The following is a 25,336-nucleotide window of genomic DNA, read 5'->3' as shown; positions in this document are numbered from 1 at the left end:
TAATCAAACGAACCTGGCCGGGCGGGCAGGTAAAGAAGGGCACAGAGAATAGCACGAGACAGCGGCAAGGAAAACGGTTGCGTGGGCGGAAAACCGGCATTTCCGCCGCAAACAATCAGAAAGGAAATTCGATCAACTGCACGCCCTGTGCGTCCAGCTGAATCATTGATCCGCGCTCATGCCACGCGCCCAGCACCGCGCGTTGCGCTGGCGTGCCGGCGAGCTCGAACTGATGAATCGCCGGGCGATGGGTGTGGCCGTGAATCAGGATCGACACCTGCTGGCGCGTCATCGCCGCGGCTACTGCCTGCGGGTTGACGTCCATGATGCTCAGTGACTTGTGCTGGTTGGCCTGCTGGCTGTCGGCCCGCATCCGCGCAGCAATACGCATGCGCAGACGCAACGGCAGCGCGAGAAACAGCCGCTGCAGCCAGCGCTGATGCACTTTGGCGCGAAAACGCTGATAACCGTGATCGTCAGTACACAGCGTGTCGCCGTGCATCATCAGCACGCGCTGACCATAGCGCTCCAGCACCTGCTCTTCGGGCAGCAGCGTCATGCCGCTGGCGCGGGCAAACTGTTGACCTAACAGGAAGTCGCGATTGCCGTGAATGAAGAATTTGGGTACCGGCAGGGCACGCAGGGCGTCGGCGATCTGCTGATGCAGCGGATTAGGATCGTCATCGCCAATCCAGGCTTCAAACAGATCGCCAAGGATGTAAAGCGCATCACACTGCTGCGCTTCCCGCTGCAAAAAATGCAGAAAACCGGCAGTGATTGCCGGTTCTTCCTGACACAGATGTAAATCTGCGATAAACAGCGTGCGCGACATTACTCGCTGACGGTCACTTTCTGGATGATCACGTCATCAACTGGCACGTCCTGGTGCATGCCGCTGCGGCCGGTTTTCACTGCTTTGATTTTTTCGACCACGTCCATGCCTTCAACCACTTCGGCAAACACGCAGTAACCCCAGCCCTGCAGGCTTTCGTCACGGAAGTTCAGGAAGTCGTTATCGGCAACGTTGATGAAGAACTGTGCGGTAGCCGAGTGAGGTGCCTGAGTACGCGCCATCGCCAGCGTGCCTTTGGTGTTTTTCAGGCCGTTGTTGGCTTCGTTGCGGATGTCTGCTTTGGTGGCTTTCTGCTTCATGCCCGGCTCGAAACCGCCGCCCTGAATCATGAAACCGTTGATCACGCGGTGAAAAATGGTGTTGTCGTAGAAACCTTCACGGCAGTAGTCCAGGAAGTTCTGTACGGTAGCCGGCGCTTTGTCATCGAAGGTTTTGATTACGATATCGCCATGGTTCGTCTGGAAAGTGACCATTATATTCGTCCTGTGGAGGTTGTCGTCAGTATCAACTGCCGCACCGGCAAGGCGGCGGGGCATTTTTGTAGACGCCTCTTATATCACAATTTCCAATAACGCGTCAGTAAGGCAACGGCAGTTGCGAAGCGAGCGATGCACAAGTCGGAAAAATACGGCACAATAACCGGCTACATCAAGAAGGCGTATCCCGCACACGTAAACAACGGAATCGTTCAATGCTAAAGATCTATAACACCCTGAGTCGCCAGAAAGAGGAATTTAAACCCATTCATGCCGGTGAAATCGGTATGTACGTGTGTGGAATCACGGTTTACGACCTCTGTCATATCGGCCATGGGCGTACCTTTGTGGCATTCGACGTGGTCGCGCGTTACCTGCGTTACGTGGGCTATAAGCTGAAATACGTGCGTAATATCACCGATATCGATGACAAGATCATTAAACGTGCCAACGAAAACGGGGAAAGCATTGAAACGCTGACCAACCGGATGATCGCCGAAATGCACAAAGATTTTGCCGCGCTGGGTATTCTGCCGCCGGATCTCGAGCCGCGCGCCACGCGCCACATCGCGGAGATCATCGAACTGGTCGGCAAACTGATCGATCGCGGTCATGCCTACGTGGCGGATAACGGCGACGTGATGTTTGATGTGCTGAGCGATAAAGATTACGGCGCGCTGTCGCGTCAGGATCTCGAACAGCTGCAGGCCGGCGCGCGCGTGGAAGTGGCGGAAGTGAAGCGCAACCCGATGGACTTTGTGCTGTGGAAAATGTCCAAAGCCGATGAGCCGGCGTGGAACTCACCGTGGGGCAATGGCCGTCCGGGCTGGCACATTGAGTGCTCGGCGATGAACTGCAAACAGCTTGGCACCCATTTCGACATCCACGGCGGCGGTTCAGACCTGATGTTCCCGCACCATGAGAACGAAGTGGCGCAGTCGACCTGTGCACACGATGGCCCGTACGTGAACTACTGGATGCACTCCGGCATGGTGATGGTTGACCGGGAAAAGATGTCAAAATCGCTCGGCAACTTCTTTACCGTGCGCGATGTGCTGCAGCACTACGATGCGGAAACCGTGCGCTACTTCCTGATGTCCGGCCACTATCGCAGCCAGCTCAACTATGGCGAAGATAACCTGAATCAGGCACGTGCGGCGCTGGAGCGTCTTTACACCGCGCTGCGCCATACCGATGCCAGCGCAACGCCGGCTGGCGGTGAGGCGTTTGAAGCCCGCTTCCGTACCGCCATGGACGATGATTTCAACACGCCGGAAGCTTACTCGGTGCTCTTCGATATGGCGCGTGAAGTCAATCGCCTGAAGGGTGAAGATAAAGCCGCCGCCGATGCGCTGGCCGCAAAACTGCGTCAGCTGGCCGATGTACTGGGCATTCTGCAGCAGGATCCGGAGCAGTTCCTGCAGAGTGGCGCACAGGTGAATGCCGATGAAGTGGCGGAGATTGAACACTGGGTGAAAACCCGCGCCGATGCGCGTGCTGCAAAAGACTGGGCGCAGGCAGATATTGCGCGTGACAAGCTGAATGAGCTGGGAGTTATTGTGGAAGATGGCCCGCAGGGGTCAAGCTGGCGCCGTAAATAATAAAAAGGGCGAACTGCGGTTCGCCCTTTTTTATACGGCTAACTTTAACCCACTGGTTATGGGTAATTAACCTGATGCACTTATCGTAGCGGCGCAATTCATTGCGCAATAAATTGCGCCGCTACAGGTCCGGATTTGCCTGGTAAAATCAGGCCACAACCGTTACGCGCTGACCGGCAAACTCAACCGTCTGACCGGGAAAAATCTTGCAGCGCTTACGCGTCTCGATGGCACCATCAACGCGCACTTCGCCTTCGTCGATCACCGCTTTGGCCTGCGCGCCGCTCTCCACCCAGCCTTCCAGCTTCAGCAGATCGCACAAATCAACGTGCGCATGTTTACCCAGTGAAAAACTCGCCATTATGCCTGCTCCACATCGTGATATTGCTCGCACGCCAGCAGCGTGTTCTCAATCAGCGTGGCGACCGTCATCGGGCCAACGCCGCCCGGTACAGGCGTGATGTAAGCCGCGCGCTCAGAGGCTGACGCAAAATCCACATCACCGACCACTTTGCCACTTTCCAGCCGGTTAATACCGACATCAATCACAATCGCACCTGGTTTGATCCAGTCGCCCGGGATAAAGCCCGGCTTACCGACCGCCACTACCAGCAGGTCGGCATGCTCAACGTGATGGCGCAGATCTTTGGTAAAACGGTGCGTGACGGTGGTGGTGCAGCCGGCCAGCAGCAGCTCCATGCTCATCGGGCGACCAACGATATTCGATGCGCCAACCACCACGGCGTTCAGGCCGTAGGTATCGATGTTATAGCGCTCCAGCAGCGTCACGATGCCGCGTGGCGTACACGGACGCAGCTTAGGGGCGCGCTGGCACAAACGACCGACGTTATAAGGATGGAAGCCATCAACGTCTTTATCCGGCGTGATGCGCTCCAGCACTTTGACATTATCGATCCCGGCCGGCAGCGGCAGCTGCACCAGAATGCCATCGATAGCGTCGTCATTGTTCAGCTCATCGATCACCTCCAGCAGTTCAGCTTCGCTGGTGCTGGCGGGCAGGTTATAAGCGCGCGAGACAAAACCGACCTCTTCGCAGGCGCGGCGTTTGTTAGCGACATAGATCTGCGATGCCGGGTTTTCGCCGACCAGCACCACGGCCAGGCCAGGGGCGCGTTTACCGGCAGCGAGACGCTGCTGCACTTTTTCGGCAACCTCAAGGCGCACCTGCTGCGCAATCGTTTTACCGTCAATAATTTTTGCTGCCATCAGAGAGGAAATCCATCTGTAGAGAGTTAAATCGGGGATGGCGCCTATTCTGTCAGAAGCGCGTGCGGCTGTCAGTCACAGATTCGTTTACGCGACCGGTTTCCCGATTTTTCGCCGTGGCGCGCGCCAGGCTTAGCGCGTATTATGCCCGCCAGGCAACGATGTGGAACACGTGATGATTTGGTTGATGCTCGCCACGCTGGCGATAGTGTTTGTTGTGGGATTTCAGTTGCTGACCGCCGGTTCGCGCCACGCCGCGCAGGCGCTCAGCAAGCGGCTGCAGCTGCCGCCGGTGCATGTTGAATCGCTGCTTGCGCAGATGGGCAAAGAGGCGGCAAACGAGTTCACCGATTACATTCGCGGCGACAACGAAGCGCACCTCAATAATGGCGCGGCGGTGCTGCTGATCTGGCAGGTGCTGATTGTTGATGGCAGCGATGAGAACGCGCAGCGCTGGCATCACATTCTGACGAAGGCGGGGTTCTCCGCTCTGATTTCACGTCAGCAGCTGTTGCTGGCGCTGGGCTTTCTGCGCCAGCTGGAGCCGGACAGCCAGGAGCTGCATGCGTTACGCGAGCAGTATAATGCGCGCTTCACGCCGCAGGGGATTGAACTGGAAGGGGAATCCGCGGAGGTGAGTAATCTGGTCTCGCTGAGCGAGTGGCGCCAGCGTCATTAAGGCGAATTGTTCATTCCCTCGTCACTCTGCCGTCCGTTGGCGGCAAAAACGTTGACGCGCCAGCGTGCCGACGTATAATCCGACGCATCTTCTATGCGCCCTTAGCTCAGCTGGATAGAGCACCGGCCTTCTAAGCCGTAGGTCACAGGTTCGAATCCTGTAGGGCGTGCCATTTTCTCCTGTTAAAAGCCTCTTTATTTTGCTTTTTCCTTTTAAATCAAAATATAACACTTCTATATGCTCCTCCCTGGTTCAGGGGCATGATCCGATATTACTAACTGAAGGTGGTATCTGATACCAGGGATAGGCCAAATACCCGATACCGCGGTGACATTTTAATTTGTCCGATGTCGCATATACGTGATAATCCTGACAAGGATGTTTACGAAGATATTGACTTCTCCATCTATTACTTTCAGTAGGGTGCCGCATATCTGACATTTAATCTCCTAAATTTAGAGGGGGAAATGAACAACATCATTGCTAAAACTATCGAGGAATGTTGGCTGAAAGATAGATAAAGATTACAATACACTGACTTCAAAAACAGGAGATTTTTTTTCAGTAATTGCTTGCTACATAGTTAAAGTATTTGAAAAGGCTAAATTATCACACAAGGGACTGAATAATGGAAAAGAACGATGAGTGGCGAGATATACGAGAGTTGTTGCGTAGCACTGTGTTAATGCAAGAGGGCTATCAGCAAGCAAAGAAGCGTTATGCCAGTAAGATAGCTCCCGATTTTCGTTTGTTACGTTTTTTTAATATTAATGAAAATACGCTTTCTAAATGTTTGGCATTCCTTCTTAGCCCCGATGAAAGCCATGCTCAGGGTGATCTATTTCTCACGAGTTTTTATCAATTAATTGAGAAGCCAGAAACGCTCAAAGCTGACATGAAGGCTCGGACTTCAACTGAATTCACCATTTCTAATAGTCGTAGAATTGACATATTGGTCGCGGATCAAAACGAGTTAACAGGTATTGAAAACAAACCCTGGGCAGTCGACCAAAAAGATCAACTTTATGACTATGCTCACTGGTTAGCAGCGGAAGCGAAGCGACGAGGCAGTGGATGGTCCTTAGTATACCTCTGTAACAACGAAATAAATGAGTTTACTTTTCGCGCTCAGTCACCTGACGAAATAAACAAGCATGTAAAAGCTATCACTTTTTTCCAGTTGGAAAACTGGCTTTCGCGCTGTGCATTGCACATTGAAGCACCAGCAGTACGATGCTTTGTAGACGCTCTGATAAAATTCATTCGCGAAGATATTAATGGAGAAACAGCTATGGAACTGCAAAATGAACTCACAGAAAAACTGGTCGCTTCACCGCAAAATCTCAGCGCAGCTTTTTTAATTGCTCAGAATATGCGTCAGGTAAAAGAACGCCTGTGGAAAGATTTCATCGTATATCTTCGTCAGGAACTATCGCCATTGGGGTTCAGGGTTGATATGAATGATGAGTTACGCACAGGCAGTAAATACGCAACGTTCTCAGTGTTATTTAAAGAAGGTGATGACTTCAAATTATGCTGGGAGTTTGAAACCAGCGATTACCGTAATCTGGCTTACGGGATCTGCTCAACTATCGAGCCACACGAGAAGTTGCATAATGATTATTTTCCTGCAATCGCTCAATCGATGAGGCATGTTTTTCCTGAAATCGATGCAAAAATCGAAAGTGAAGGATGGTGGCCCTGGTGGTGCTATGTTGATGCGGGTATGAATGTTCCACGCAATTGGAATATGGAATCAGATGCCTGGGCATTGCTGCTTGAGCGTGGAGAGGGCAGTTTTGCACAATCAATAATTAGTATTGCAAAACGCATACATGACGAAATGGACTTATCATTGTTGAGAACATCTTCCTAACACCTGAGTGAAGAAGAAAATCATACTAAGGACGCTCAGTAAATCACTTACGTATTGGGGATTGAGTCGGGGGCGCAGAGAGATCTTTACTGAATTTATTCTGCAGCCGTCCCGACCTTTCAACAGAAACCTATCCCTGCATGTCAGGCTGCCCAAAACACGCTGGCCTTATTTCGCAACCTTTGATGGGGTCTGCGAATTGGCTTGAGACGTTACGCTGTTTATTCTCACATCTATAATGTGGTCGGTTGCTGGGTTGTGAGTATTCGCTGCCAATGCGAAAGCAACCCGATAGCAGGCACGGTTTCCGCAATCTGTCCGGGATGCTATAAATGCATAAATGATCCGCATGGAAGCCATGATGAAAAAAACACTCTCATTTATCGCCGTCATGTTATTAGTCGGCTGCCAGTCCCATACTAAACAAACAGCAAGGCAGTCATTCAGGTTTCCAACCGCTTCCGAGATAAGAAGCGAGTGCGAATCGCAAACCTCCTCGCAAATAGCAAATAAAGATACGCATCTGTGGCTTTGTCAGGCCGTTACCGCAATACAGTATCGGTTTTTTGACGCGAATTTATATCACGGTAAGACCTGTGATTTGGTCATTACGCAACCCTTAGGTCAGCCACCGACAAACGTCACTGCGCAGGGCGGAGATGCTGATCTGTGCGCCGTCGCTATCGATGCGGTAAAGCAGGCGATAGATGCCAACACCTTTCCTATGCGGCCTGTGTATCTGAAAGAAAAGATACCGGTGCGTTTTGCGCCCTGACTGATTTTGTCCTGATCAGACCGTTGCTGCATAAGCGTAACCATAGGTAACAAAGTTCGCCGTTTAACCCCTGTATATCACGCCGTCAGTGCTGCCAGGCTATGCTCAGCAGCACTGACATAACACGTATCTTTATGGAGATTTACGGCAATGAAAAAACAGTGGATTGCGGCCCTGGCAGCGGCAGGCCTTCTTTTAGTCGTTAGCGCCCAGGCAGAGGCAAAAGGGTGCCTGAAAGGCGCCGTCGCTGGCGGTGTGGCAGGTCATCTGGTTCATCATGGCGTTGCCGGTGCGGCAGCGGGTTGCGCGGTGGGCCACCACATGGCCGCCAAAAAACAGAAAGAGGCGGAATAAAAGCAACAGTAAACTGCGGGTGGCGGGTCACGTAAAACTGGTGTCAGGCTTTCACATCGAACCAGTTCTGAAACCCCGCTATTGCATCAGGCATCATGTCGCGTGCGCGTTCCATAATCAGGATCTCCGCAGAGCGCAGTCCGTTCTGCGGGTGCGAGGCCTCGCACAGTGCCAGAGCCAGGTCTGAAGCATCAAGCATCGCCAGGTTGACTCCCACGCCAACCGGCGGCATCAGGTGAGCGGCATCGCCAATCAGGGTGATGCCCGGCCGTGGTGCCCAGCCAAAATCGGCGGGCAGGCTGTAAATCGGGCGCCTGACATAGTCACCGGTGGCGTTAACCACCAATTGCAGGGAAGCGGCCCAGTCGCGGTAGCTGTCGCGCACCCAGGCGGTGAGGCCGGAGGAGGTTATGTGTTGATCGATGACATCAGGGGCGCGCTTCATCGCCGCATAGACGCAAATCCTCCCGCCGCCGTTGCGTTGTGTGACCAGCGTCTGCGCACCGCCAAAGCTGAACGCGGTCCCGTTGCCGGCAATGCCGTTGATTTGGTCGGACGGGTGATCTATCCAGCCTTCGAAAAAGGTAATACCGGTATAAACCGGACGTACCGGTGTCAGATAACGGCGGACCCGCGACCAGGCACCGTCAGCACCAATCACAATATCGGCTTCGTAGCGCCTGCCGTTTCTGAATACCAGCCCGTGCGCTTTTTGCTGGCCATCGTCAACGTAATGCAGTTTGTGATCCCACTGCAGGGTCTGTGGTAACAGGGCGCTCAGCAGCAAGTTTTTCAACTCGCCGCGATCGATTTCCGGTTTATCCATTTCACCTTCCGGCGTGAATTTGTCGACCTCAATGTCTCCGGTAAGGTAATTCAGCATCCGGCTTTCCTGATCCTCATGCCTGGCGATACTGATGAACTGCTCCAGCAGGCCCGCTCTGCGCAGCGCCGCCTGGCCGCTGTCAGCATGCAAATCAAGCGAGCCGCCCTGACTCCGTGCAGCATCCGCCGGCTCATCCTCAAACACCGTTACGTTAAAACCGTGGCGCTGAAGAATCACGGCCGCCGTGAGGCCTGCCGGGCCGCCGCCCACGATAGCGATAGTCAGTTTGTCCGACATGTCTTTTCTTCCCCAATGTGAAAGTGGATACTGTATAATCACAAAGTTGACACATCAACTACGCGACGGGATAAATAATGGGCAGCACAGAGATTTCAGACGCAGAGTGGCAGGCATGGCGCGGATATCGCCGGCTTGCTGAAATCATCACCGGACGCATTGTCAGAGAGATCAATGAGGCGACCGGGTTGTCCGGTCCGGATTTCATGATCCTGATGGAAATCAACCGCAGTCCGCAGGGCGTACTGCTGCAGCGTGAGCTGCTGGAATACCTTGAATGGGACAAGTCGCGGCTATCGCACCAGCTTTCACGTATGGCCGCCCGGGATCTGGTACAGCGCAGCCGCACGACTCGCGCAGGGATTTCAGTCCGCATGACAGAGGCAGGGAGCCAGCTGCTTGCTACAGCGCGGCCGATACATGCCGCGGGCGTGCGGCGAAATTTCCTCGATTTGCTGACGCCGGAAGACATCGAAGGGCTGATCGCCATCACCGGGCGGTTACGGCAGTCTGCCAGCGGTTTTATCGAATAATTCCCGGCCGGTCAGGTTCAGACACTCCTTCTGCAACCTGCACAATCACGGAAGCCGTTGACGGGATCATGTGAAAGACTAATTAAAACAGGGGTTTGCATTTTTCGCGCTGTCAGGCTGTTGACAGCGTCTTCGTGCTGGCCCTAAATTGAGCGGTCGCTCTAATTTTGAGCCTGGTCCTGCCGCTGATGGTGAAAACAATGTTACTGAGAGCCTCCTCCCGTTTCTGGCGTTATCTGATGAAGAACCTTCTGACGTATGCTGCCATTCTGCTTGCCGGCGGGTTAGCCACCGCGAATATGGCCAGTGCTGCCGTCACCCATGTCGCTATCTATCGCGGCGGTGCAGGCTGTCCGGGCTGCTCCGAAATGGTCCGTAAAGCGCTGGAACAGAGCGGTCTGCCGCTGGACATCGCGTATGTCGGAGAGCAGGAAAAAATAAAGGTCACGGAGGATAATCTCGCCACCTTTGATGTGTATATCCAGCCCGGAGGCGGGCAGGACATCCCCGGCGCCTTTGCTGCGCTGGGCGACGAAGGAGCTGAGGCCATACGCAAATTTGTCCGCAATGGAAAAAGCTTTCTCGGATTGTGCATGGGCGCGTATCTGGCCGATGAAAACTGGCTGGGGCTGATCCCCTCATCGCTGGACTCTGAAGTCATGCGCAAGGGGACTAACATACCCGATGAGGGCGATTACGTTGTCGATGTTGTCTGGCAGGGGAAAACCGAAAAATTTTATTATCAGGATGGTCCTTACCTGAATGCCGAAGACGCGCACGGCTTCGTCGCTCTGGCGCGCTATGCCAACGGTGATATCGCGCTGGCGAAATATACTTACGGTAAAGGCACGGTGCTCCTGAGCGGACCGCATCCGGAAGCGGATGAAAGCTGGATGGCGCCGGAGAAAAACAATCCGGCCTACACCTCAGCCGGCAGCAAGATGGCCAGGCTGTTTAATGATTTAAAGCCCGGAAGGTAAGCGGCTATGTGGAAAAATCCCCGCTAGCGACAAAGTTTCTGCAAGGCGGCCATTATCTCAAGAAAAAAACGTGTCCGCTTATCCGCAGAGTAGTTAAGAATAAGCGCGCTTGAGTAACCGTCAATCAGGGCGTGAAGATTACGCGCCACCTCGTCTTTACCTGCTTCGCTGAGGTGGCCAAATGCCTGGCCGGATAAGCCCTGACGGATGATCGCTGTCCACGTCTGCGTGCTGGAGAGCAGCAGCTGCTCATATTGCGTATCCCTTGCCGCCAGCGGCCACAACTCGAGGTAGATCAACCAGTGAGAAGCCGGCCCGTCTGGCAGGAGATAATCCACCAGCGCACGAAAAAAGGCGTCATGCTGTGAATCATCCCGCTTTTCACTCTCTACAGAGAAAGCGGCAACGTCCTCATCCAGCATGAAAGCAATCGAGTCCAGCCTCAGCGCATCCCAGTTTTTGAAATAGTGGTAGATGTGGCTGCGGGATATGCCCAGCGTATTGGTCAGATCGCGGGTTGAAACATTGTTGAAGCCGCGCTCCCGAAACAGCTGCAGCGCCGCGAGAATGATATTTTTCTTAACCGTTTCTTTTTTCACGTTCAACCTTAAAAGACACCGTTGTCCTGAACGTTAATTCAGCAACCTGTCGCCGGAACTGCCTTTCTGCGTTACGCCTTAGCGTGTTTCTCATTAACCAGCCAGCGTACCTTAGCAGAAAATTTTCCCCCTGTCGGGAGCGGGATTGCAGCAGGCCAGCCAGGGGGGAGCGTAGTGCGAGGGCGCGGCTGCGGCGCAAACCTGCGCTGAGCAGTCAGGGTGGTGCGGGATTTTTATTCCGTCGCCATCCGGTAAAAATCGTGACCGGCCTCACACTTTCTCGTTTCTGACTATACTCAAACCTCCTTTTTTATCCCGTCATTGACCAGGTCTTGAATCACCCATGGACGATAGCAAGCAAAATCCTTCGCAGTCTCAATCCGATGATAGCGGCAGCCTGACGTTCACTGTTCAGCAGCGCCTGTTTTTTGTGGTGTTAGTCGCCACGATGGGCGCGCTGGCGTTTGGCTACGACACCGGCATTATTTCCGGCGCGCTGCCCTACATGACGCTGCCCGCCGCGCAGGGCGGTCTCGATCTCACGCCATTTACTGAAGGGCTGGTGACCTCTGCGCTCACCTTTGGCTCCGCGCTCGGCGCGTTCATCAGCGGTTATGTCTCAGACCGCTTTGGTCGCCGTATCACGTTACGCAGCCTTGCCCTGTTGTTCATTGCCGGGGCGTTAGGCACCACGGTTGCGCCGAATCTGGAAATCATGGTGGTGATGCGCTTTATTCTGGGTTTCGCGGTGGGCGGCGGATCGTCAACGGTTCCGGTCTTTATCGCTGAAATTGCCGGGCCTAAGCGCCGGGCACCACTGGTCAGCCGCAACGAACTGATGATTGTGTCAGGGCAACTGCTGGCTTATGTCGTCAGCGCCGCCATGAGTTTGTTACTGCACGATCCGGGCATGTGGCGCTATATGCTGTCGCTGGCGATGATCCCCGGCATTCTGCTGTTTATTGGCACCTTTTTTGTCCCGGCTTCACCGCACTGGATGGTGGCGGAAGGGCGCTTTAATGAGGCGCTGCGTATCCTGCGCAAACTGCGGGAAAATCCGCGCGAGATTAAAAAAGAGATGGCAGAGATGCGGCAGAATGCCCGCGAAGCCCGTCAGGGGCCACCCGCGCGCGAACTGTTAAAAGAAAAATGGATTGTGCGTCTGCTGCTGCTGGGCTGCGGCATGGGCATCGTCGCGCAGTTTACCGGCGTCAACGCCTTCATGTATTACACGCCAGTCATTCTGAAAAGTACCGGGCTGGGCACCAGTGCTTCGATTGCGGCTACCATCGGCAACGGGGTGGTATCGGTACTGGCCACCTTTGCCGGTATTAAAGCCATCAGTCATTTCGGCCGGCGCCCGATGCTGATGACCGGGCTGGCGGTGGTGATTGCGATGCAACTGGCGCTGGGCGCGGTGCTGGTTCTCATGCCGCAAAGCCTGACGCAAAGCCTGCTGGCGCTGGCGTGTATTCTGGTGTTCCTGTTCTTTATGCAGATGTGCATTTCCCCGGTTTACTGGCTGCTGATGTCGGAGTTATTTCCGATGAAAGTTCGCGGGGTATTAACCGGTTCAGCGGTAGCGTTTCAGTGGATATGCAACGCCGTGGTGGCGCTGGCGTTTCCGCCTTTGCTGTCGCTGGTGGGTAATAAGGCGTTCTTTATCTTTGCCGCAATCAACGTAGCTTCCCTGGTGTTTATCGCGGTGATGTTGCCGGAAACCCGGGGGAAATCACTGGAAGAAATTGAATCCCACATGCGCGAGCATTTTGGTGAACCTGCGGATCAAGCCGCGTCATCAGGCTGAATCGTCGTCATGCTGAGGCAGGTTGCGCCAGCGCCTGCCGACAGAAACCTTTGTCGCGGCACCCGCCGCGGCATTTTTCATGCTCGTTAAATAAATCCTGTTACAGGCTTCATTTCAGAACTTGCCTGCACCGGTTCGCTCAATAGGGTCTACAGTGTGACGTGAGGTTCTCATCAACGTGAAATGGAGGAAGTAAATTTGTCTATTCAACACGACGGGAAAGGGCACGTCATTATTGGCGAAGCGGCACTGAGCCTGGCTTTGGGCAAAAAGAAGATCAGCGTTAATACGCTTATCGACGAGCTCAGACACATGAAACGCGCTGGCGGCAGCGACACACGTCTGTCCGCGATTTCAGAGGCGATCGGCTGGCTCAGAAGCTTTGATGAGCCTGAGCAGGCCGCGAACCATGTGCCGTACCTGCAGACGCTTGCAGGCCTGAACGACGAGAAGAACTGACGCCATAAGACGTAGTCCGGCTCTGGCCGGAAGACGACAACGTAGATGACCTCATCGGACGCGCGTTAGCGTGTACCGGCCGGAGAAAACTGTCAGGGATGACGTCTTCACCACCATCAAACCTCGTATTAACGATTTTCGGCAACGCGGCATGTGGCAACGGATGCGGGCTTTAGCGACGGATGTGCAACGCGCTGAAGGTGAGCGGATGAATCAAACGATCAGCGACCAAACAGCATCGCCAGCAGGGAACGTGCCTGTTCCGCTTCGACGTCATCGTCCGTGTCATTGATGTGCCCGATAAGCTTGAGGCAGATCGCGGTGCGCGTCAGCCGACGTTCCTGACGCAAAATTTCAACGGTGATGCGTCCCAGTAGCGCAATCTGGCGGGGATCGGTGACCTGACTGAAGTAACCGGCTAGTCCGGTATTGTGACAAGGCGGCAGCCCGTTGTTTCTCATTTGTCCACCTGCAGCACACGATCATCTTGTAGGGCGCAAAGTAACCGATACGATATCGTCTGTACAGCAACAATCCTCTCCCCGTGTCAGGAAATCAGCGGGTTGTCCAAACCAATACCGTATTTCCTGCCGCTGAACCCACCCATTACGCCGGTTATTTCAGTACGTAAGCCCCTGAGATTAAGGTGTTAGCATTTTTTGCACAAGAACGTAGCTAATAAAGAAACAGTATTGCTGTACAAGTTTTATTTCTTTGTATAAGTTTACGCACAGAGAGAAGCGACGGTATTTTAACCATTCGAGGGGTTCATCATGCGTCAGAATGTTGCAAAATTTCCAGACAGCGCCAGTGAGATTGCCCGCTATTTCAGCAGAGCGACAGCACCTACTCAGCAGGAAACGCTGGGGCAGATTGTCGTTGAGATCCTGCGCGCAGGAAAAAACCTCAACCGTAAGGCGATCTGCACCAAACTGCTGAGACGCCTTGAGGTCGCGGCAAATTATGAAGAAGAGCGTCATTACCAGACGCTGATTGGCATGCTGTTTGAACGCTGATACGAAAAGGGATAATCGGTGGTACCTGCAGCATGCGCTTTATGACCCGGGAAGGGTCAGCCACTTGTCCGAAAGGGCACAGTCCCGCAGGGGGTGGGCATGCAGAGAAGTCAAATTGAACGTTTAACCGAAATCGTTCTGGGCGAGGCGGTGGTCAGGCTGCTCGATAATAATAAACGAATCAATGTGGCGACCGTTTCAGCCCGGCTGCGGTCAATGGCCGCAGAGGAATTTAACCCCGACCGTCTGGAGGCGATCAGGATCGCCATCAGGGAGCTGCAGATGCAGCCAGCAGCCCGGGGAAATCGTGAAAAGCCGATGGCTGCTCTGGGCGGGATATCACAACCCAGAGCTGGTAAAAAGCATTAATGTCAGGGACGATACAATCTCGTGATTAACCGGAGTGTGGCAGGACGCCCGGCATAACACGGCCATCTCAGGATGGCCGATTTTTTTGGCGACCACCGGGCTGTCAGCAGCGCCCGGTTTACGGATAACGACACATGCAAACCAATGAACACTCATTCAGCGCTGAAGCGGCCCTTATTCACCATTTTCGCAGCGGCGGTGAGCGCTATGCAGCCGAAGCCGCGGCACTGGATGCCGTGATTCGCGACATCGTCATCCATGGCCAAAAAGTGACGAGCAAAACCATCATCCTGTATCTCATCTCAGAGCTTGAGATGACCACCGATATTGTCAAACTGGATGTACTGCGCAACGTGCTTGAAATCGTGGTCGGCAGAACGCCGGATGATGAAGGGTTCTGAAAAGGTTAGTAAGCCGGAGCAGTAGATTAAGCTTAGTGCATCTGCTTCACAAGCATACTGATGGCGTTTAAACAGGCCTGCCGCAGTTCATCTTCGCTTGCCGTTTCGCCAAGATGATGCAGTGCATGGGTAATGTCCTGAAGTGTCAGGTGCTGGTCCGGCTTAAGAAGGCGCGCCACAACCGTTCCAATAACGGCGTAGATATCTTCGGCGGTAGTGTCATCGCTCAAATGACCTCCATCCGTTGGTGGATAAGCATACAGTATAGCAGAAACCACAGCGTCAGGCGCGGCAGATTGTCAGGCAGCGATCAGTGCAGCTTGCCGGAAAAAGAAAAATGCCCGGCAGTGAACGCCTCTTTCTTCACCGCGCTCATCTCCATTTCCCGTCTGACGTCCTCAATGACACGCAGCACAGCACGAATGCGGTCACTGTCTGTTTCGCGGTCAAGCATCGCCTGCAGCCTGTCGTTGAGGGCCGCCCAGCTTATGGCGACGTTATCATCGAGTAACGCCGTTACGGCTTCTCCGATGATGATATCCGCCATTTTATCGTCAAAATTGTTTTTCATCAGTCTGTCCGGCTGCGGTTAGGGCAATGAGCTTACCACAGGAATCTCACCCGGACACATTGAGCACATCAAACTCCGCTAAAAGATGCCGGACGCGGGTTATCGGCGCAATGATCAGCATATTGAGTTGCCAGCGTTGCAAAGAGAATGGTATTTGCATTCGCGCCGGCCATCACGGCGCTACTTTCTGACGGGTTCCGCGGCTTCAGCGCGCCCGCTGACCTCTGAAGCCGCCTGATCCAGACGATAAAGTAAGGTGTCGCCGCGTTCGCAGTAACGCGCCGGCCAGATCATCGCCCCGTTACCGTCCTCCACGTACTTCACACCCAGTGCCTCCACCACAGCCCATGGCTGCGCCAGCGCACTGCGGTACCGAAGTAACTCGCGCGCCATGGAAACCGCCTCCGGTTCGTTCTCCTCCGGATGGCTGGATATAAACTGCAGTCGGGCATCGCTCAGCATTGTCTTCTCCTGTGAGCCTGACGTTTTATCTCTTCAGAGGTTCTGCGTCGTCAGGCTTAACCGCTTTCAGATCGCCTCGCGGCTCTCAGGCCATGCCACGGCGCCGCCCTCAGGCGTAAACAGGCTGCCCTGGAAATCGATGATTCCGGCCGCCTCCAGCCACATCCACTCCTCGGGACGCTCAATGCCGGCCGCAATGACGTTGATTTCCAGCGCCGAACAACAGCGGATGACCGCCTGCATCACCGCCTGCTTCGGGCCGCTACGGTGAATATCACGAACAATATTCGCGCCGATACGTACCCGGTCAGGCTGGACGTGAGCCAGTAAAGAGAGACCGGCCGAGCCGTCGCCGAAGTTATCAATGGAAAGGCTGATGCCAGCCTCTTTCAGCTGTCTGACCGCCGTGGAAAAGTCTTCGAGCCGGGAGATGACTTCCGTTTCGCTCACGCCAAGAATGATTTGCTGCGGCACCAGCTCCGCCTGCGCGATGGCGCTGACCAGCTGACTTACCGCATCGGGAAGACAAACCAGCGTCATCGGCAGGATACTGATATACAGCGTCATGCCATCGGGACAGGCCTGGCCGGCTTTATGCAGTGCGTCTGTCACCACGTTGAGGTCATGAGTGTAACGCTCATGTTCCCCGAGTCCGGCGGGTTGCGCGTGCGGAATTGCCTCAATGGCCGTCACTTCACGGCCGAGGGGGTCAACCACAGGGCGGAAAGTGACGCCACTGGCCGGCGCGGGAGATTGTCCTTCCGCGGGGATGAACTCCCAGTAATCCGCCGGCGGCACTTCATAGTAGTTCTCTTTTTCACGCGCTTCGACAAAGGTTCTGAGGAACTGTAGCCCGCGATCGTCATAGGTCAGCTGATATTTCGACGTGCCGCGATCAAGCACCGCCTGCAGCACACTGCCGCTGTGGTGATTACGCAAATCGAACAGCTCCATGCCGGCATTACCGAAACGCCGCGAAGGCGAGTAGTCGCGCATCAGCTCGACCACATTGTGATGACGCCGGTCGGCACAAATGCGAGCGTAGATTGCCAGAACGCCTTGCTCCGGCCCTTCCAGGATTTGAAAAAAGTGCGTGCCGTTAAACAGCAGGATGCCGGTAACATGATGCTCAGTATTGAGCAGACTCGCTTTTGCCACCATCTCCGGCAGGATATTGACGGGAACATCTTCAGAGATGTGGCTGCGGTAAATTATTGTTGTAAGCATTTTACGCTCCAGATTGTCGCGATTGTCCTCTGACACCTTAGCAGCATGGGTTAAATTGTGAAACGTCCGGGCTGAGTGCAGCCTGGCGGCTGACTGAGTCCGGTAAAAGGGTTGAGCGGGATTCAAAGGTCGGAAAAGGTGCTGACAGCCTGGCGGCCGCGCTGAAAAGACAAGCGGCGCTTAAAGCGCCGCTCCGGATGAGCCTGCCAGTGAGCGATAGCGGCCCGGCAGCAGGGCTTTAGCTGTTGTACCACTGCTACTCGCGGGTTTTACCCTCTTCGATAAACTCTTCGTCGATCTCTTCGACGTTTTCCCGGTTGTCGCGGCCGGAGAGCAGATTCCAGCAGGCGATGAACAGGGCAGCGATCAAGGGACCAATCACGAAGCCGTTGATGCCGTACACTTCCATGCCGCCCAGCGTGGCAATCAGGATCAGGTAATCCGGCATTTTGGTATCTTTGCCGACCAGCAGCGGACGCAGGATATTGTCCACCAGCCCGACCACGATAACGAAGAAGCCCACCAGGAACAGGCCTTTCCACAGCGCACCGGTGGCGAAGAAGAAGATGGCCGCGGGCACCCAGACGATAGCCGAGCCGACTGCCGGGATCAGCGACAGGAACGCCATCAGCGCACCCCACAGCAGGCTGCCGTCGATGTCGGTGATCCAGAAGGCAAAGCCACCAAGCACCCCCTGCACCACGGCCACCACCACCGTGCCCTTGACCGTCGCGCGCGATACAGCGGCAAATTTCATCAGCAGATGGTGCTTAACATAGGTTGAGAGCGGCAGCGCTTCGAGAATCAGCCCGACCAGCCAGGCGCCGTCTTTCAACAGGAAAAACAGCAGATAAAGCATCACGCCAAAGCCCACGGTGAAGGTGAAAGTCCCTTTACCGATCAGGAATACGCTGCCCGCCATATATTGTCCGCCCTTCAGCGCAAAGCCGGAGAGTTTTTGCTGAATCTGTGCGGCATTGTTCAGATCGTGATCCGCCAGCCAGGTTTGTGCCCACTCCGGCAGATGCTGCAGCAGCGAGGCAAACACCGTCGGGAACTGCGCGGAATTGGTTTGCAGCTTGGTGTACACCGTATTGATCTCAACCACCAGCGACGAGGTGATGATTGCCAGCGGAGTGAACACGATCAGGCAGATAATCAGTAAGGTCACAAAGGAAGCGAGCCCGTTGCGGTCGCCCATTTTACGCCGCAGCAGTGATTTCAGTGGCGCAAAGATCACCGCCAGAATCGCCGCCCACAAAATGGCGGAGAAATAGGGCGCCAGCACATCAAAAAAGGCGATCGTGACAATCGCCAGAATCACTATAAAGAAACCGATATTTAACCCTTTAACACGCATGCAAAAGCCTCGCAGATAAACGTAGCGAATGAACTATAGAACGGCTTTTGCGGAATGTAATGTTTTTAGCGCGCAAGGCAAGGCGTGCAGGATGAAAAGCTGTCCCGATCTGTCCGCGCGATGTCCGCTCACAGGCTGGCGCGCCAGGGCGGCGGCGGCGATGATAGCCCTGAACCCTGACAGGAGAGTGCCATGCTGGAATTACGTCCTAACTGTGAATGCTGCGATAAAGATCTGCCGCCGGCCTCGCCTGATGCGCGCATCTGCTCGTTTGAGTGCACGTTTTGCGTTGACTGTGCGGAAGGCGTGCTGGCGCAGCGTTGCCCGAACTGCGCGGGTGAGCTGGTACGGCGACCGATACGTCCGGCGCAGGCGCTGCTACGCCATCCGGCTGCAACTCAGCGATATCCGATTTCTGCGCCACCCCGCTAAATTCGCCAGCGCAATTGGATTAATAGCCGACGCATAATTATTGTGCGCCCGTTTGCTGGTTATTTAACCTTAGGCTTCAGCTTTGTGAAAAATTAGCGTTATATTAATCACGCACATCGATTAATTGCCAGGGCAGCAATAGGGCTCTCGTTATCAATGAAATGTGCCGGCCAGCTAGTTTGCCGGTCGGCTTAAATGGCGGCATAAATAAAAATGGCATGTGCTAATTTTTACCTTTAAAATTCAATGCATTGTGATTTTATGTCGATATTTTATACGGGCTGACTATATTTCCTGACGACAGCTGGTCAGAGCACGGACCTTATTTCCTTTCACGTTATGTACCTTTGGTGGTTATTTTCGCTGCCATGAACATTTTTACGGTTTTTTCTGAAAATAGAAGTTTTCTGAAAGTATTTTGCCCTGATGAATGTTATTCTTTCCGGGCAATGCTAGTGATGTGGCGTTGTGTGCTTCAGTTTTACCCTCTTTTTAGCAGGGTTTCCCCGCTTTATGCTTTTTATGGAAATAGCATTGTCCGCCCGATCCCCGCGATCGGGTTTTCTTTATTCCCGCTGAATTAACTGCTTATTTCCCTGCCAGCCTTATCGTGCCACGCCACCATAAAGTCTCCACAATCGTTAAGAAAGCGCTAACCTGGCGTAATGTATTGTAAGTATCCGATTTTTAAGACTTTTGGAAATGCTGTTTTAGCTTTGTTTAGGCAATAGTAAGCCTCAACGGCGCGCAGACTGCCGTTATCCCTGGAGGTAACACCATGAAAAAAACAACACTTACGATTATTGCGTCATTTATTGCATGCAGCACACTGTTTTCCAGCGTCTCTTGGGCCGACGGTCCCGGTGACCATCGCTGGGACCCGCACGGCGGCGACCGCCATCAGGATAGCCGCCCGGGTCCCGATCATCATGATCGTCGTGACTTTGGCCACGATCGCGGACCGGGCCCGGATCGTCACGACCACTATGCTGACCACCGTATGCCGGAGGGACATCGCGGCGGCGATCGCTTTGCCTGGCGCGGTCATGATTTTCGCCGTGGTTATCCGGCACCGCCGGAGTTTCGCGGTCCACACTATCGCGTCGACGACTGGCGGGCACGCGGTCTGTATGAGCCGCCGCGCGGCGAGCACTGGGCCTTTATCGACGGAAATTATGTGTTAGTGGCGGCCGCGACCGGCATTATCACCGCCATTTTGCTGAATAACGCATTTAACTAATCCTGCCGCACGGATGGCGACGGCCATCCGTGTTTCTCTCCGCTTTCAACGCTCACCAGGTTATTCTCTGGACAACCCGTTTTTCCTTTCAACGCGTTAAGGAGTCATGATGACCATGGTAAAAATGGTGGCGGTGGATATGGACGGCACCTTTCTCGACGATAAAAAACAGTACAACCGGGCACGTTTTCAGGCCTGCTATCAGGAGATGAAGCGGCGCGGCATCAAATTTGTGGTCGCCAGCGGTAACCAGTATTACCAGCTCAAATCCTTCTTTCCCGACATCGCCAGTGAGATCGCCTTTGTCGCCGAAAATGGCGCGTGGATCCTCGACAGGGATGAGGAGCTGTTCTGCGGCGCGTTCTCGCGCGAGGACGTTAATGCCGTGCTCGATACCCTGCAGCGCGGTAACTATCTCAACCTGAAATACATCCTCTGCGGCCGCAACAGCGCTTATCACTTCAACACCATGGATGAGCAGTGGCTGGTCAAAATGCGTCACTACTGCCATCGCCTCAAGGCGATCGATAGCCTCGCTGACGTGGGCGATGACCGGCTGTTTAAGTTTGCGCTGAATCTGTCCGATGATTATGTCGATATTCTGATGGCTGATATTGAGCGTCTGCATCAGGGCGCGGCGGCGGCGACCTCCAGCGGGCACGGCTCGGTGGATTTGATTGTGCCCGGTTTGCACAAAGCCAACGGTCTGCGCCTGCTGCAGCAGCGCTGGGACATCAGCAGCGATGAGGTGCTGGCGTTTGGCGACGGCGGCAACGATCTGGAGATGCTGGTGCAGTCGCGCTTCAGCTTTGCCATGCAGAATGCGCCGCAGCGGGTCAAAGACGCTGCGCGCTACGGCGCACCGTCCAATAACCAGGAAGGCGTGCTGCAGGTGATTGAGCAGATGCTGGCGGGGGAAGGGCCGTTTGCTGGCTGAATAAGCAACAGGCAGCATGCGCTGCCTGAAAGGCTCAGACGACGCGCCACGCGGCGGTAATCATCTCCGTGAGCGTGGCGGGATCATAATTGACCCAGCCGTTTTTGCTGTTGGCGCGCGCCACAATCCAGTCGACCTCTTCCGCGGCGAGGGTGGGTCCTTCCAGCCAGAACGGCACGATAGCCTGCTGCTGCAGCCAGGCTTTCAGCGCCAGCGCCGGCGGTGCCGTTTCATCGGGCAGCAGGCGTTCAGCCAGCGCCGCCATCAGCCGCTGCTGTTCAGGGTGCGCGCTCTCCGCCAGTACATCAAGGAACGGAAACAGCAGACGACCGCAGACTTCGCCGTGATGGAACGGTTTAATCGCCCCCAGCTCGCCGGCAATACCGTGGATCACCCCTAAACCGGCGCTGCTCAGGCTGATGCCGCCGAGCCATGATGCCATCATCATCGCTTCACGTGCCGCATCGCCGCGGCTGTCGTCCTGATTGAGGTACGGCCACGCCTGCATGAACAGTTGCAGCCCGTTGAGCGCGTTTTGCTGACTGAACAGGTTGCCCTTGCGTGACAGATAAGCCTCGAACAGGTGGGTAAAGGCATCGATGGCGCAGGTGGCCAGCACGCGATCAGGTGCTCCTTTGAGCAGATCGGGATCGAGAATCGCCACCTGCGGCACAAACACCGGATGGCGCAGCGAGGCCTTCACCTTAATGTGCTGCTGATCGGTTACCACCGCATTCTGCGTGACTTCGCTGCCGGTGCCGGCGGTAGTAGGAATGGCGATCAGCGGCAGCGTGACCGCCTGTACCGGCGTATCGCCCACTTTCTCGAGGTAGCGCGCGATATTCAGCGGATGCTGCATCATGGCGCCAAAGGCTTTGGCCGCATCCAGCACGCTGCCGCCGCCGATGGCGATAACGCGATCGACGTGGCCACGCCAGCGCGTCACCCAGCCATCGATCTCGTCTGGCGAGGCTTCATGGCTGACAATTTCATAGCCCAGAATGTGATCGTTCAGCGTCGCGCCCAGACGCGCCCACGCCGCACTGTTGAGAAATGAGCGGCCGCAGAACAGCAGCGTGGGCTGCGGATTCGCCGCCAGCAGCGGGACCAGGCGGTCGATGCTGCCACGGCCAAACAGGGTTTGTTGATTACTGTACAGCTCAATCAGATTCTCACTCACCTGCAGATCCTTATCGGTTGGCATAAAACAGCTAGTGTAACCAAAAGCCACGCCGCTGCCGGGGCAAACATTCTGATAACCCTCCGACAAAAAGTTGATCACCTTCGCAAAACAGAAATTCACCCGCTGCACCAGGTGCTTTCCCGTCAATGTTACCCTTAACATGATACCGGTAACAGGATGTCGCATTCTGAAACATCTGGCACTGATAACCCCTTTGTCCCATTACAACAAACCGCTGCCGGTAATACGCCGAGCGCAAAAGTGGAGAAAAATTATGCCATTACTCTATGTGGCAATTGGCGTGGCGTTACTGCTGCTGCTGATGATTCGCTTCAAACTTAACGGCTTCATCGCGCTGATTCTGGTGGCACTGGCGGTAGGCATGATGCAGGGCATGCCGGTCAATAAAGTGATTGGATCGATCAAAACCGGCGTCGGCGGTACCCTGGGCAGCCTGGCGCTGATCATGGGCTTTGGCGCGATGCTGGGGAAACTGCTGGCCGACTGCGGCGGTGCGCAGCGTATCGCCACCACGCTGATCGAAAAATTCGGCCAGAAGTACATTCAGTGGGCGCTGGTTCTCACCGGCTTCACCGTGGGCTTCGCGCTGTTTTATGAAGTCGGGTTCGTGCTGATGCTGCCGCTGGTGTTCAGCATTGCCGCGTCGGCGCGCGTGCCGCTGCTGTATGTCGGCGTGCCGATGGCGGCCGCCTTATCCGTCACGCACGGCTTTCTGCCACCGCATCCAGGCCCGACCGCGATCGCCACGTTATTTAATGCCGACATGGGGAAAACCCTGCTGTACGGTACGCTGCTGGGTATTCCGACGGTGATTCTGGCCGGGCCGGTGTATGCGCGTTTTCTGAAAGGTATTGATAAGCCGATTCCGGAAGGGTTATGGAACCCAAAAACTTTCAGTGAAGCGGAGATGCCAGGCTTTGGCGTTAGCGTGTGGACGGCGCTGGTGCCGGTGATCCTGATGGCGCTGCGTGCTGTGGCAGAAATGCTGCTGCCGAAAGGCCATGTACTGCTGCCGTACGCGGAATTTTTTGGCGATCCGATCATGGCGACGCTGATTGCAGTGCTGATTGCCATCTTCACTTTTGGCCTTAACCGTGGCCGCAGCATGGATGAGGTGATGGGCACCATCACTGACTCGATCAAAATCATCGCCATGATGCTGTTGATCATCGGCGGCGGTGGCGCCTTCAAACAGGTGCTGGTGGACAGCGGCGTGGATAAATACATCGCCGGCATGATGCATGAAACCAACGTCTCGCCAATCTTTATGGCGTGGTCAATTGCGGCGGTGCTGCGTATTGCGCTGGGATCTGCCACCGTCGCGGCGATTACCGCCGGCGGCATTGTGGCACCGCTGATTGCCACCAGCGGCGCCAGCCCGGAGCTGATGGTCATTGCCGTCGGTTCCGGCAGTGTCATCTTCTCGCACGTCAACGATCCGGGCTTCTGGCTGTTCAAGGAGTACTTCAACCTGACCATCGGTGAAACTATTCGCTCGTGGTCGGCGCTGGAAACAATCATCTCGGTGTGCGGTCTGCTGGGCTGTTTGCTGCTGTCCGCTGCGCTGTAACCGGCTGAGGCACTGTGCCTCAGCCCCGGCGGCTTACTGCGCTAAGGCGCGGAAGGCCGCCAGTTCCTCCTCAGGCATGCCAGCCTGGCGTGCCGCTGCGCAAATCTGCTGCCAGCTATTGCTGTCCAGCGGAATGCCCTCGCGTTCACGTGCTGCCCGATTGCGCGTTTCCCATTCGCCCGGCACCAGAATCTCTGCCTCACCACTTTGCGGTGAACGCCTGACCCACGCGAGAAACTCTTCGGCTTCCTGCTGCATCGCCGGTGCGTCAAACGCGTCTGGGTTCAGGATTATGGTGGTCATGCCGTTGAAGATGGCGTCAGTGCCGGTGAGCAGCGTGGCGTCATGCGTAGTGCGACCGCCGGACAGCGCGCCGCCAAGGATTTCGCACATCGTCGCCAGCGCATAGCCTTTGTGCAGGCCGAAGGCGGTCAGCGCGCCATACGGCGACTGATGCATCACGCCCGGATCGGTGGTCGGCTGGCCCTGCGCATCAAGCAAATAGCCCGGCGCGACCGGCTGACCTTTGTTATACGCCACCCGCGTTTTACCATAGGCGATGCCGCTGGTGGCAAAGTCCAGCAGCAGCGGTTCGCCGTCGCGACGCGGAAACACCGCGCAGAACGGATTGGTGCCGAAGCGGCGATCGCTGCCGTTAAACGGCGCCACCATCGGATCGCCCATCACATTAACGAAGTGAAAGGAGACAAAGCCCGCTGCGGCACACTGCTCCGCCCAGTGACCGATACGGCCAATGTGATGCGAATGATGCAGGCCGACCGCCGCGAGGCCAAACCTGTTCGCCCGCTCAATGCCGTGCTGCATGGCCTCGTACGCGGCCACCTGACCAAAGCCTTTCTGGCCATTAAGGGTGAGGACCGCGCCAGCGTCTTTTTCGATGCTGACGTGCTGATTGAGCTGGAGAAAGCCCTGCGTCAGCGAGGCCATATAGCTCGGTATCATACCGACGCCGTGGGAGTCATGGCCCGCGAGGTTAGCAGCAACAAGATGGTCAGCCACCAGGCGCGCTTCTTCGGCACTGCTACCGGCATGCAGCCAGATAGCCTGAACAAACTGATGTAAGCGGGAAGGGGAAACACGATGCAGTTCAGTCACGCGGTTAATCTCCTTATGGGGGGAGAGAGCATCCTGCGCTGAAATGGATAATAACCGCAAGTAAGGGCTGATAATGGGCCACAACACGT

At 55.2% G+C, this 25,336-nt stretch carries 30 protein-coding genes and 1 tRNA gene; 17 read left to right on the top strand and 14 right to left on the bottom strand.

The annotated features are described in order from the left end of the window. Positions 1-115: 115 nt before the first annotated feature. Together F3I21_RS05675 and ppiB are read right to left on the bottom strand one after the other, a co-directional pair. Positions 116-832 carry a UDP-2,3-diacylglucosamine diphosphatase gene (locus F3I21_RS05675; protein ID WP_058769412.1) on the bottom strand — a complete coding sequence of 239 codons (717 nt, stop codon included), beginning with the start codon at positions 830-832 and terminating at the stop codon, positions 116-118. Further along, the gene (gene ppiB / locus F3I21_RS05670) at positions 832-1,326 is read right to left on the bottom strand and encodes a peptidylprolyl isomerase B (RefSeq protein WP_021508631.1); all 495 of its coding nucleotides are present in this window, start codon (positions 1,324-1,326) and stop codon (positions 832-834) included. Before ppiB ends, F3I21_RS05675 begins: the two co-directional genes overlap by 1 nt. 218 nt (positions 1,327-1,544) lie before the next feature. Here ppiB and cysS point away from each other — a divergent pair, with 218 nt between their 5' ends. Continuing rightward, on the top strand, positions 1,545-2,930 hold the full coding sequence (gene cysS, locus F3I21_RS05665) for a cysteine--tRNA ligase (RefSeq protein WP_021508630.1): 1,386 nt from the start codon (positions 1,545-1,547) through the stop codon (positions 2,928-2,930). 148 nt (positions 2,931-3,078) lie between these two features. Here the strand turns inward: cysS and ybcJ are convergent, their stop codons facing one another. Continuing rightward, positions 3,079-3,291 carry a ribosome-associated protein YbcJ gene (ybcJ, locus tag F3I21_RS05660; RefSeq protein WP_010618497.1) on the bottom strand — a complete coding sequence of 71 codons (213 nt, stop codon included), beginning with the start codon at positions 3,289-3,291 and terminating at the stop codon, positions 3,079-3,081. Next, a complete protein-coding gene (gene folD / locus F3I21_RS05655; protein WP_058757932.1) occupies positions 3,291-4,157 on the bottom strand; it encodes a bifunctional methylenetetrahydrofolate dehydrogenase/methenyltetrahydrofolate cyclohydrolase FolD in 867 nt (288 codons plus the stop codon). The genes ybcJ and folD overlap by 1 nt, the downstream gene beginning before the upstream one ends. Before the next feature lie 175 nt (positions 4,158-4,332). Between folD and F3I21_RS05650 the strand changes: the two genes are divergently transcribed. The 5 genes from F3I21_RS05650 to F3I21_RS05630 all read left to right on the top strand — a co-directional run bounded on the left by F3I21_RS05650 (position 4,333) and on the right by F3I21_RS05630 (position 7,841). Further along, positions 4,333-4,836: a DUF1198 family protein gene (locus F3I21_RS05650; RefSeq protein ID WP_141496716.1), complete on the top strand. Its 504-nt coding sequence runs from the start codon at positions 4,333-4,335 to the stop codon at positions 4,834-4,836. A gap of 95 nt (positions 4,837-4,931) precedes the next feature. Continuing rightward, positions 4,932-5,008: transfer RNA gene (locus F3I21_RS05645), tRNA-Arg, on the top strand. A 456-nt stretch (positions 5,009-5,464) separates the two neighbouring features. Then, positions 5,465-6,712, top strand: a complete 1,248-nt coding sequence (locus tag F3I21_RS05640; RefSeq protein ID WP_150058465.1) for a PD-(D/E)XK nuclease family protein — start codon at positions 5,465-5,467, stop codon at positions 6,710-6,712. 349 nt (positions 6,713-7,061) lie between these two features. Then, positions 7,062-7,487 carry a cell envelope integrity TolA C-terminal domain-containing protein gene (locus F3I21_RS05635; RefSeq protein ID WP_223815630.1) on the top strand — a complete coding sequence of 142 codons (426 nt, stop codon included), beginning with the start codon at positions 7,062-7,064 and terminating at the stop codon, positions 7,485-7,487. Between the two features lie 150 nt (positions 7,488-7,637). Further along, a complete protein-coding gene (locus tag F3I21_RS05630) occupies positions 7,638-7,841 on the top strand; it encodes a hypothetical protein (RefSeq protein WP_150058464.1) in 204 nt (67 codons plus the stop codon). Between the two features lie 43 nt (positions 7,842-7,884). Here the strand turns inward: F3I21_RS05630 and F3I21_RS05625 are convergent, their stop codons facing one another. Then, positions 7,885-8,964 carry an NAD(P)/FAD-dependent oxidoreductase gene (locus F3I21_RS05625; RefSeq protein WP_141497081.1) on the bottom strand — a complete coding sequence of 360 codons (1,080 nt, stop codon included), beginning with the start codon at positions 8,962-8,964 and terminating at the stop codon, positions 7,885-7,887. A gap of 77 nt (positions 8,965-9,041) precedes the next feature. Between F3I21_RS05625 and F3I21_RS05620 the strand changes: the two genes are divergently transcribed. Both F3I21_RS05620 and F3I21_RS05615 read left to right on the top strand, forming a co-directional pair. Continuing rightward, positions 9,042-9,497 carry a MarR family winged helix-turn-helix transcriptional regulator gene (locus F3I21_RS05620; protein WP_058769416.1) on the top strand — a complete coding sequence of 152 codons (456 nt, stop codon included), beginning with the start codon at positions 9,042-9,044 and terminating at the stop codon, positions 9,495-9,497. Positions 9,498-9,796: 299 nt separating this feature from the next. Continuing rightward, positions 9,797-10,477: a BPL-N domain-containing protein gene (locus F3I21_RS05615; RefSeq protein WP_223815640.1), complete on the top strand. Its 681-nt coding sequence runs from the start codon at positions 9,797-9,799 to the stop codon at positions 10,475-10,477. A gap of 23 nt (positions 10,478-10,500) precedes the next feature. Here F3I21_RS05615 and F3I21_RS05610 read toward each other — a convergent pair whose 3' ends face one another. Continuing rightward, positions 10,501-11,076, bottom strand: a complete 576-nt coding sequence (locus tag F3I21_RS05610; protein ID WP_190286070.1) for a TetR/AcrR family transcriptional regulator — start codon at positions 11,074-11,076, stop codon at positions 10,501-10,503. A 343-nt stretch (positions 11,077-11,419) separates the two neighbouring features. Between F3I21_RS05610 and F3I21_RS05605 the strand changes: the two genes are divergently transcribed. Both F3I21_RS05605 and F3I21_RS05600 read left to right on the top strand, forming a co-directional pair. Continuing rightward, the gene (locus F3I21_RS05605; protein WP_081315752.1) at positions 11,420-12,883 is read left to right on the top strand and encodes a sugar porter family MFS transporter; all 1,464 of its coding nucleotides are present in this window, start codon (positions 11,420-11,422) and stop codon (positions 12,881-12,883) included. A gap of 198 nt (positions 12,884-13,081) precedes the next feature. Continuing rightward, the gene (locus F3I21_RS05600; protein ID WP_150058462.1) at positions 13,082-13,342 is read left to right on the top strand and encodes a hypothetical protein; all 261 of its coding nucleotides are present in this window, start codon (positions 13,082-13,084) and stop codon (positions 13,340-13,342) included. A gap of 221 nt (positions 13,343-13,563) precedes the next feature. Here the strand turns inward: F3I21_RS05600 and F3I21_RS05595 are convergent, their stop codons facing one another. After that, entirely contained in the window at positions 13,564-13,803 is a 240-nt protein-coding gene (locus F3I21_RS05595) for a biofilm development regulator YmgB/AriR family protein (protein WP_021508614.1), read from the bottom strand. Positions 13,804-14,115: 312 nt separating this feature from the next. Here F3I21_RS05595 and ycgZ point away from each other — a divergent pair, with 312 nt between their 5' ends. The 3 genes from ycgZ (at position 14,116) to F3I21_RS05580 (ending at position 15,128) form a co-directional block, all read left to right on the top strand. Beyond that, complete coding sequence (ycgZ, locus tag F3I21_RS05590; protein ID WP_021508613.1) at positions 14,116-14,358, top strand: regulatory protein YcgZ; 243 nt, start codon at positions 14,116-14,118, stop codon at positions 14,356-14,358. 99 nt (positions 14,359-14,457) lie between these two features. Next, positions 14,458-14,727 (top strand): hypothetical protein, encoded by a 270-nt coding sequence (locus F3I21_RS05585; RefSeq protein ID WP_150058461.1) that lies wholly within the window; start codon positions 14,458-14,460, stop codon positions 14,725-14,727. Between the two features lie 134 nt (positions 14,728-14,861). Then, positions 14,862-15,128 carry a biofilm development regulator YmgB/AriR family protein gene (locus F3I21_RS05580; RefSeq protein WP_058757917.1) on the top strand — a complete coding sequence of 89 codons (267 nt, stop codon included), beginning with the start codon at positions 14,862-14,864 and terminating at the stop codon, positions 15,126-15,128. A 32-nt stretch (positions 15,129-15,160) separates the two neighbouring features. Here F3I21_RS05580 and F3I21_RS05575 read toward each other — a convergent pair whose 3' ends face one another. From F3I21_RS05575 to F3I21_RS05555, 5 genes are all read right to left on the bottom strand, one after another. Further along, positions 15,161-15,358 (bottom strand): hypothetical protein, encoded by a 198-nt coding sequence (locus F3I21_RS05575; RefSeq protein ID WP_021508610.1) that lies wholly within the window; start codon positions 15,356-15,358, stop codon positions 15,161-15,163. Positions 15,359-15,438: 80 nt separating this feature from the next. Continuing rightward, positions 15,439-15,699: a hypothetical protein gene (locus tag F3I21_RS05570; RefSeq protein WP_021508609.1), complete on the bottom strand. Its 261-nt coding sequence runs from the start codon at positions 15,697-15,699 to the stop codon at positions 15,439-15,441. 180 nt (positions 15,700-15,879) lie between these two features. Continuing rightward, the gene (locus F3I21_RS05565) at positions 15,880-16,161 is read right to left on the bottom strand and encodes a hypothetical protein (protein ID WP_088516275.1); all 282 of its coding nucleotides are present in this window, start codon (positions 16,159-16,161) and stop codon (positions 15,880-15,882) included. A 66-nt stretch (positions 16,162-16,227) separates the two neighbouring features. Further along, complete coding sequence (locus F3I21_RS05560) at positions 16,228-17,388, bottom strand: diguanylate phosphodiesterase (protein WP_150058460.1); 1,161 nt, start codon at positions 17,386-17,388, stop codon at positions 16,228-16,230. Positions 17,389-17,644: 256 nt separating this feature from the next. Then, a complete protein-coding gene (locus tag F3I21_RS05555; protein ID WP_058769423.1) occupies positions 17,645-18,748 on the bottom strand; it encodes an AI-2E family transporter in 1,104 nt (367 codons plus the stop codon). Positions 18,749-18,940: 192 nt separating this feature from the next. Between F3I21_RS05555 and F3I21_RS05550 the strand changes: the two genes are divergently transcribed. The 3 genes from F3I21_RS05550 to F3I21_RS05540 all read left to right on the top strand — a co-directional run bounded on the left by F3I21_RS05550 (position 18,941) and on the right by F3I21_RS05540 (position 21,357). Beyond that, entirely contained in the window at positions 18,941-19,180 is a 240-nt protein-coding gene (locus tag F3I21_RS05550; RefSeq protein WP_058769424.1) for a DUF1272 domain-containing protein, read from the top strand. Between the two features lie 778 nt (positions 19,181-19,958). Beyond that, positions 19,959-20,420, top strand: a complete 462-nt coding sequence (locus F3I21_RS05545) for an RcnB family protein (RefSeq protein WP_150058459.1) — start codon at positions 19,959-19,961, stop codon at positions 20,418-20,420. A 109-nt stretch (positions 20,421-20,529) separates the two neighbouring features. After that, complete coding sequence (locus tag F3I21_RS05540) at positions 20,530-21,357, top strand: Cof-type HAD-IIB family hydrolase (RefSeq protein WP_150058571.1); 828 nt, start codon at positions 20,530-20,532, stop codon at positions 21,355-21,357. 34 nt (positions 21,358-21,391) lie between these two features. Here the strand turns inward: F3I21_RS05540 and F3I21_RS05535 are convergent, their stop codons facing one another. After that, positions 21,392-22,537 carry an iron-containing alcohol dehydrogenase gene (locus tag F3I21_RS05535; RefSeq protein ID WP_150058458.1) on the bottom strand — a complete coding sequence of 382 codons (1,146 nt, stop codon included), beginning with the start codon at positions 22,535-22,537 and terminating at the stop codon, positions 21,392-21,394. A gap of 277 nt (positions 22,538-22,814) precedes the next feature. Here F3I21_RS05535 and gntT point away from each other — a divergent pair, with 277 nt between their 5' ends. After that, the gene (gene gntT / locus F3I21_RS05530) at positions 22,815-24,131 is read left to right on the top strand and encodes a gluconate transporter (RefSeq protein WP_150058457.1); all 1,317 of its coding nucleotides are present in this window, start codon (positions 22,815-22,817) and stop codon (positions 24,129-24,131) included. A 33-nt stretch (positions 24,132-24,164) separates the two neighbouring features. Here gntT and F3I21_RS05525 read toward each other — a convergent pair whose 3' ends face one another. Further along, a complete protein-coding gene (locus F3I21_RS05525) occupies positions 24,165-25,247 on the bottom strand; it encodes a malate/lactate/ureidoglycolate dehydrogenase (protein ID WP_150058456.1) in 1,083 nt (360 codons plus the stop codon). Positions 25,248-25,336 lie beyond the last annotated feature (89 nt).

Origin of the sequence: Pantoea sp. B_9, from assembly GCF_008632015.1 — a bacterium.
In the GTDB taxonomy this organism is placed as follows: domain Bacteria; phylum Pseudomonadota; class Gammaproteobacteria; order Enterobacterales; family Enterobacteriaceae; genus Pantoea; species Pantoea dispersa.
This window is presented reverse-complemented; position numbering and strand designations above follow the sequence as displayed.

Coding starts and splice junctions, on each gene's coding strand:
- F3I21_RS05675 (WP_058769412.1), bottom strand. CDS start 832: ATGTCGCGCACGCTGTTTATCGCAGATTTACATCTGTGTCAGGAAGAA.
- ppiB (WP_021508631.1), bottom strand. CDS start 1,326: ATGGTCACTTTCCAGACGAACCATGGCGATATCGTAATCAAAACCTTC.
- cysS (WP_021508630.1), top strand. CDS start 1,545: ATGCTAAAGATCTATAACACCCTGAGTCGCCAGAAAGAGGAATTTAAA.
- ybcJ (WP_010618497.1), bottom strand. CDS start 3,291: ATGGCGAGTTTTTCACTGGGTAAACATGCGCACGTTGATTTGTGCGAT.
- folD (WP_058757932.1), bottom strand. CDS start 4,157: ATGGCAGCAAAAATTATTGACGGTAAAACGATTGCGCAGCAGGTGCGC.
- F3I21_RS05650 (WP_141496716.1), top strand. CDS start 4,333: ATGATTTGGTTGATGCTCGCCACGCTGGCGATAGTGTTTGTTGTGGGA.
- F3I21_RS05640 (WP_150058465.1), top strand. CDS start 5,465: ATGGAAAAGAACGATGAGTGGCGAGATATACGAGAGTTGTTGCGTAGC.
- F3I21_RS05635 (WP_223815630.1), top strand. CDS start 7,062: ATGGAAGCCATGATGAAAAAAACACTCTCATTTATCGCCGTCATGTTA.
- F3I21_RS05630 (WP_150058464.1), top strand. CDS start 7,638: ATGAAAAAACAGTGGATTGCGGCCCTGGCAGCGGCAGGCCTTCTTTTA.
- F3I21_RS05625 (WP_141497081.1), bottom strand. CDS start 8,964: ATGTCGGACAAACTGACTATCGCTATCGTGGGCGGCGGCCCGGCAGGC.
- F3I21_RS05620 (WP_058769416.1), top strand. CDS start 9,042: ATGGGCAGCACAGAGATTTCAGACGCAGAGTGGCAGGCATGGCGCGGA.
- F3I21_RS05615 (WP_223815640.1), top strand. CDS start 9,797: ATGGCCAGTGCTGCCGTCACCCATGTCGCTATCTATCGCGGCGGTGCA.
- F3I21_RS05605 (WP_081315752.1), top strand. CDS start 11,420: ATGGACGATAGCAAGCAAAATCCTTCGCAGTCTCAATCCGATGATAGC.
- F3I21_RS05595 (WP_021508614.1), bottom strand. CDS start 13,803: ATGAGAAACAACGGGCTGCCGCCTTGTCACAATACCGGACTAGCCGGT.
- ycgZ (WP_021508613.1), top strand. CDS start 14,116: ATGCGTCAGAATGTTGCAAAATTTCCAGACAGCGCCAGTGAGATTGCC.
- F3I21_RS05585 (WP_150058461.1), top strand. CDS start 14,458: ATGCAGAGAAGTCAAATTGAACGTTTAACCGAAATCGTTCTGGGCGAG.
- F3I21_RS05580 (WP_058757917.1), top strand. CDS start 14,862: ATGCAAACCAATGAACACTCATTCAGCGCTGAAGCGGCCCTTATTCAC.
- F3I21_RS05570 (WP_021508609.1), bottom strand. CDS start 15,699: ATGAAAAACAATTTTGACGATAAAATGGCGGATATCATCATCGGAGAA.
- F3I21_RS05565 (WP_088516275.1), bottom strand. CDS start 16,161: ATGCTGAGCGATGCCCGACTGCAGTTTATATCCAGCCATCCGGAGGAG.
- F3I21_RS05560 (WP_150058460.1), bottom strand. CDS start 17,388: ATGCTTACAACAATAATTTACCGCAGCCACATCTCTGAAGATGTTCCC.
- F3I21_RS05555 (WP_058769423.1), bottom strand. CDS start 18,748: ATGCGTGTTAAAGGGTTAAATATCGGTTTCTTTATAGTGATTCTGGCG.
- F3I21_RS05550 (WP_058769424.1), top strand. CDS start 18,941: ATGCTGGAATTACGTCCTAACTGTGAATGCTGCGATAAAGATCTGCCG.
- F3I21_RS05545 (WP_150058459.1), top strand. CDS start 19,959: ATGAAAAAAACAACACTTACGATTATTGCGTCATTTATTGCATGCAGC.
- F3I21_RS05540 (WP_150058571.1), top strand. CDS start 20,530: ATGACCATGGTAAAAATGGTGGCGGTGGATATGGACGGCACCTTTCTC.
- gntT (WP_150058457.1), top strand. CDS start 22,815: ATGCCATTACTCTATGTGGCAATTGGCGTGGCGTTACTGCTGCTGCTG.